The organism is Zooshikella harenae (genome assembly GCF_018837975.1).
GTDB lineage: Bacteria > Pseudomonadota > Gammaproteobacteria > Pseudomonadales > Zooshikellaceae > Zooshikella > Zooshikella harenae.
Window position 1 is genome coordinate 1 of record NZ_JAGSOY010000141.1, and the last position, 4861, is coordinate 4861.

The following is a 4861-nucleotide window of genomic DNA, read 5'->3' on the forward strand; positions in this document are numbered from 1 at the left end:
GAATGAACTGTCGTTAACAAACCAAAGGGTAGTTATATAATGAAACCAATTTAAGCTTAGTGGTACTGACTGTGTTTTTCAATCAATAACCCTGAAAACACGTTTATAAATACTGTGTGGCATTATGGGGTGAAGGCTTATAGGGTTAATGATAATTCAGCTTAATTTTGATTTATTATGTGGATACATTTTGTTTTTGTATTATTACTCTTGATACTGCAATCAGCGCGCGCTGAGCCGACCCCTGTAACCCTTTTAGGGGATTATAATTATTATCCGTACAGTTATGTTGAAGGGAATAAGTTAAAGGGCCTTTACCCGCTGATTATTCGGCGCGTCCTCAGTCGAATGCCAAACTACCATGCCACACTAGAAGGTGTACCTTGGAAACGAGGCCTTAAGCTACTGCAAACCGGTAAAGCCTTTGCCTTATTTCCACCCTATAAACATGAAGCTACGCGGCCTTATATCGCGCCTTACTCAAAGCCACTGCTTGCAGAAACCGTTGCGGTGTTTTGTCGGGCAGAAATCTTAACAACCAGCCGACCTCGTTGGCCGGATGATTACTATGGGCTAACCATGGGTATTAACTTGGGATATGAATTAGGTGGGGATGCATTTTGGGCTGCAGTGAAAGATCAAAAAATAGAGCTTAGGGAATATGGCAGTAATCGTTTGAATTTAATCAAGCTGTTAGTAGCAGGTCAAACAGACTGTTATGTCAATAGTCGGCAGGCGATCTTACTATCCTGGCGTCAGCTTAAGCAGGAAAACCATCGTCAGATGATGCCTTTGGTGGAAGGGGCTATTGTTTCGGTAGAGTATGGTCATCTGGGGTATACCAATCAAGCGTCTGAGCGTTATCCCTACAAAGATGACTTTGTACAGGCCTTTGATCGTTCGGTGGAAGCCCTACAGCAAAGTGGAGAGTTAAAGCGCTTAATTGAAGCGTACTGGCAACACCTCCTGCCTACAGAAGTAAACCAAGGCAACGCCCAGCCTTGACTGAAAGAGCGTGTTGGTTGTGTTATTACCAGCTAAAGCCTCTAGGGAGTAATAATCGACCTAACTCCAGTATTGTTTTAAATTTATCCTGTTGCTCTTGAAGTTTCTGTGTATCTAGTGTGCCTTGAAAGAACAAATAATCACCGGATTCAGTGATATTCTGCCAAGCGGAGATAGGTTGGCAAAGGTGTGTTTCTAATGAAGTGATAATATCAGCTAAGGATGTGGGTATAGAGATCCATACTTTCCCCTCGCCCTCATCCACCGCATTGATAGGATCGAACACCACACGCAAGACATAGTTATAACTGTCCAGCTGGGCAGCAATATAATAGGAAACAATAAAATAGGTCAGTCCTGGCACAGGCTCACGAAAAATACAGAGTTGAGTATGAGGGTTTGTGTTAATGAGGCAAATAAGCTCATCTTGGGTCATACACGTTATACTCAAGAAGGAATCGATTAATAAACACTATAGCTTACGGCAAGTCAGGCATGTAGTATTCACAGTATGATCCAAACTTGAATCGTTGTAAGAGTCCTTACTTCCGTACTATGAAAAATACTGAAAAAAGTCAGCCCCACGTAGTGGTGAAAGAGAAACGCACTCAGTTATCCTTAACATCAGTCAAAAATCATCAACCTAAAATGCCCTCTAGCCAGCGTCCCTTGCATGAAATTTTTGCTGTTCTTGAAGCCGCTTTTCCCAAGGTGCTTGGTAAAACATTTCATCCCCTCAAGATTGGTATTCACAAGGATTTGGCGCAATCTGTGGTACGAGAGCAGCTGAACCATCGAGAGTGTCGGCGAGGTCTGTATGCGTGAGTAAAGAGTATTCGTTATTTGGAAACCTGTCAAACGAGTGCTCAACGTCTAGATCTGGAGGGTAACCCTTGTGGTGAAGTCACTTCAGAACAAGCACTTTATGCCACAGAGCAGCTGGCAAAACGCAAAGTACAAAAAGAAGCGTGACCTGGTTGAAGAGAGCATAGCTGGGGCCAAGCCACGCAAGGTGCCTAACAACTCAGCTAGGTCATTTAACTATAGTGGCTTTTATCAAAAAGCGCTTTGAACCTGCTAAAGTGAGTATTAGGCTTTTAAAAATATAATGAGATGCTATTTAATCAAAAGCGATTATTATTTTTGTTTTCATTGTTTTTGTATATCGAAGCAGTCGCTGACGATTATGATTATATTTTTGCCGCTGATACCTGGCCACCGTATTACGGTCCTCAGCTAAATAAAGGGGGGGTTTTAACCGAAATTATTCAAGAAGCATATCAGTTACAAGATAAAAAAGTGTTTGTGGTCTTTACCTCTTGGAAACGTGCTCTTGAGTTAAGTAAAAAAGGTCAGTATCACGCAATGTTTGGTGCTTACCCGGTCCCTGAGCGTGAACCTTACTTTCAGTACAGCTCGGTCATCTGTCGAAGTCGTATGTATCTCTTTAGTAAACACACGAAAGCCTACACAATTAATACCATTGAAGATCTCAGCAAACTCAGAGTTGGGATTGTCAGAGGGTATTATTACTCTGAGGCATTCGAACAGGCTGACTTTTTAAATAAGCAAGAAGCTGTTTCTGATAAGGTCAATATCAAACTACTGATTCATGACCGTATAGACCTCATTGTTATTGATGATCGAGTATTACAACACTATATAAACACTACATATCCATTATTTGCAGATCAATATAGACAATATACTCCCGTGATTAGTGATGATACGGTTCATCTTGCAATCTCTAAAGCAATACCTAACACTCAACAGCTGTATCAAGAGTTTGAACAAGGATTTGCTAAAATGAAAACTCAAGGGCGAGTACAAGCTATTCTGCAAGCCCATGGTTTTGCCCCACTCGTTAAATCTAAACAGTGATTATTATTGAGCGGGAGCTGAGTACTTTCCATTAATCACATTATTCATAATCTTTTCATTCTGACCATTTGTTTTGAGTTTTTTTAGTCCGTGATTAAATTTGCTGATCCAGTAGACTGCTTTTTCACTTTGTTTTGAAATGAGCAAATACCAATGTGCTTCCCGTAAAGGGCGATTATGATTGGTAACCAAATCACGACTTGTACCTGAAAACCTGGTTGCCAGTATTTCATAGCCAATCTCTGCTTCCGCTACAAACAGAGGAATTCGTTTTGCCAGGAGCTTTTTCAAGTTTAAATAATCACTATTCGCAATATCGGCTTTAACAATGTTTTGTTCAATAGCTTGTTTTAAACCATCACCGTAAAAGTAACCACGCGTAACACCCACTGTTAGCCCTGATAGATCATGCCAATCCTTCCAATCAAAGGTATAGTCTTTACGGTGGAAAAAGACAGTTCGTAAGGTAATGACAGCATCACTCAACAAAAAGTGTTTCTTACGCTCATCGTTCTTACTCCACAAAATGGTGCCATCATACCAACCATTCTTAGCTTCAGTCATAGCGCGCTTCCAAGGTAAGAAGACATACTTGACCTCAATGCCTTCCAATGCAAAAGCTTCAGTGACTATGTGTGAGCCTGCACCAAAGTGCTTGTAGTTCTGTGACATGAAGGGAGGCCACTCACCATTTGTGAAGTGGATGACCTCATTTGTATTTGCAATCTGTGTTATACAAAGCATAAAGCTCACCAACACAGAATATTTTGCTGCTGACAGCCAGTAAAGGCACATATTCAACATTCAAGTCTTATACTGATCGAAAAAATAACGCTGTAATCACAATTAAAAAAACCAAACAAAGCATTGAGCCCATAATGAGCGGCTAAACAACAACGCTTTAATAGCGCCAGACACCGCTTCCCTGAAATCCATAGCCTCTCCTTAGGCAAATGAACCCAAACTAAGCAGTATAAGTATAGATACCTTTTTAGTGGTACATTCAACTTTTGAAAAAGTTTTAAAGAATGAGCTTTTTAGTGAGTAGTTTGCTTGCAGTGTAAATACAATAAGAGGAATACTATAGTTAGTGAAACTTACTCTGTTTTCAGTACAGCCTAGAAAAGCATTACTGAATGATTTTTAGTTAACTATTGGAAAAAAAATGTCACCCGTCATCACCAGTTTTTGCATTACATTTTTGGGCTTAGTTTCAGCAGTGACTTTCTGTGCGGAAAGGAAAAATTTATTAATTGCTACAGGTGACTTTCCACCTTGGACGTCTGAAGCAAGCAAAGGGCAGGGGTTTGTTAATCATGTGATAACAGCAGCCTTTGCGCGCCAGGGCTATACGGTCTACTACCATTTTTTACCATGGGCAAGAAGTTACAGTGATACAGAAAGAGGCGAATTTTCTGCCCTTTCATACTGGGCCTGTTCAGAGAAAACGCAAAAGACATTCTATTGTAGTGATCCTATGCACACAGAGTCTTATGTGTTCTTTCATAAAAAAACGAAGGCTTTTCCTAACTGGCAGAAACTATCAGATTTAAAAGCACTTCAAATTGGGGCAACTCGCGGGTATACCTACACGAAGGAATTTTGGAAAGCCCATAAAAATAATACACTAAATATCATTGTTAACAATAACGATGAAACTAGCTTTAAGATGTTGCTTAAAGGTCGTATAGACACAGTAATTGTGTCTTCAATCACCGGTTTTTTAATACTTAATACTAAGTTTAACCCAATAATCGCCCAAACTATAACGTTTAATAGTAAACCACTAGTGGATAACACAGCTCATTTATTATTTCCTAAAGATCGAAAAAATTCACAACATTTATTAAAGGAATTCAATCAAGGCTTGTTAAAAATCAAAGAAGATGGAACATATGAAAAATATTTCGATGACCTTATTACGGGTAAATATTAACGAAAAAATAATAATGATACATGCTAGCCGAGGGCGCAC

The 4861-nt window shown here is 39.8% G+C and carries 7 protein-coding genes; 5 read left to right on the forward strand and 2 right to left on the reverse strand.

The window, feature by feature from the left end:
- Positions 1-177: 177 nt before the first annotated feature.
- A complete protein-coding gene (locus KCG35_RS23625) occupies positions 178-1005 on the forward strand; it encodes a substrate-binding periplasmic protein (RefSeq protein ID WP_215822316.1) in 828 nt (275 codons plus the stop codon).
- Between the two features lie 25 nt (positions 1006-1030).
- On the opposite strand, the gene KCG35_RS23630 is transcribed toward KCG35_RS23625, so the two are convergent.
- Positions 1031-1441, reverse strand: coding sequence for a hypothetical protein (locus KCG35_RS23630; protein WP_215822317.1), 411 nt, complete (start codon positions 1439-1441; stop codon positions 1031-1033).
- Positions 1442-1527: 86 nt separating this feature from the next.
- On the opposite strand from KCG35_RS23630, the gene KCG35_RS27020 reads away from it, so the two are divergent.
- The 3 genes from KCG35_RS27020 to KCG35_RS23645 all read left to right on the forward strand — a co-directional run bounded on the left by KCG35_RS27020 (position 1528) and on the right by KCG35_RS23645 (position 2886).
- Positions 1528-1830 carry a ProQ/FINO family protein gene (locus tag KCG35_RS27020; RefSeq protein ID WP_215822318.1) on the forward strand — a complete coding sequence of 101 codons (303 nt, stop codon included), beginning with the start codon at positions 1528-1530 and terminating at the stop codon, positions 1828-1830.
- Positions 1831-1839: 9 nt separating this feature from the next.
- On the forward strand, positions 1840-1977 hold the full coding sequence (locus tag KCG35_RS27025) for a ProQ/FINO family protein (protein WP_309227490.1): 138 nt from the start codon (positions 1840-1842) through the stop codon (positions 1975-1977).
- Positions 1978-2118: 141 nt separating this feature from the next.
- Positions 2119-2886, forward strand: coding sequence for a substrate-binding periplasmic protein (locus KCG35_RS23645; RefSeq protein WP_215822320.1), 768 nt, complete (start codon positions 2119-2121; stop codon positions 2884-2886).
- 3 nt (positions 2887-2889) lie between these two features.
- On the opposite strand, the gene KCG35_RS23650 is transcribed toward KCG35_RS23645, so the two are convergent.
- Complete coding sequence (locus tag KCG35_RS23650) at positions 2890-3630, reverse strand: substrate-binding periplasmic protein (RefSeq protein ID WP_215822321.1); 741 nt, start codon at positions 3628-3630, stop codon at positions 2890-2892.
- A 457-nt stretch (positions 3631-4087) separates the two neighbouring features.
- On the opposite strand from KCG35_RS23650, the gene KCG35_RS23655 reads away from it, so the two are divergent.
- Positions 4088-4822 (forward strand): substrate-binding periplasmic protein, encoded by a 735-nt coding sequence (locus KCG35_RS23655; RefSeq protein ID WP_215822322.1) that lies wholly within the window; start codon positions 4088-4090, stop codon positions 4820-4822.
- Positions 4823-4861: the final 39 nt, after the last annotated feature.

Bases quoted from the DNA above. Each gene is read 5' to 3' on its own strand.
- KCG35_RS23625 (WP_215822316.1), top strand. From the start codon at position 178: ATGTGGATACATTTTGTTTTTGTATTATTACTCTTGATACTGCAATCA.
- KCG35_RS23630 (WP_215822317.1), bottom strand. From the start codon at position 1,441: ATGACCCAAGATGAGCTTATTTGCCTCATTAACACAAACCCTCATACT.
- KCG35_RS23645 (WP_215822320.1), top strand. From the start codon at position 2,119: ATGCTATTTAATCAAAAGCGATTATTATTTTTGTTTTCATTGTTTTTG.
- KCG35_RS23650 (WP_215822321.1), bottom strand. From the start codon at position 3,630: ATGCTTTGTATAACACAGATTGCAAATACAAATGAGGTCATCCACTTC.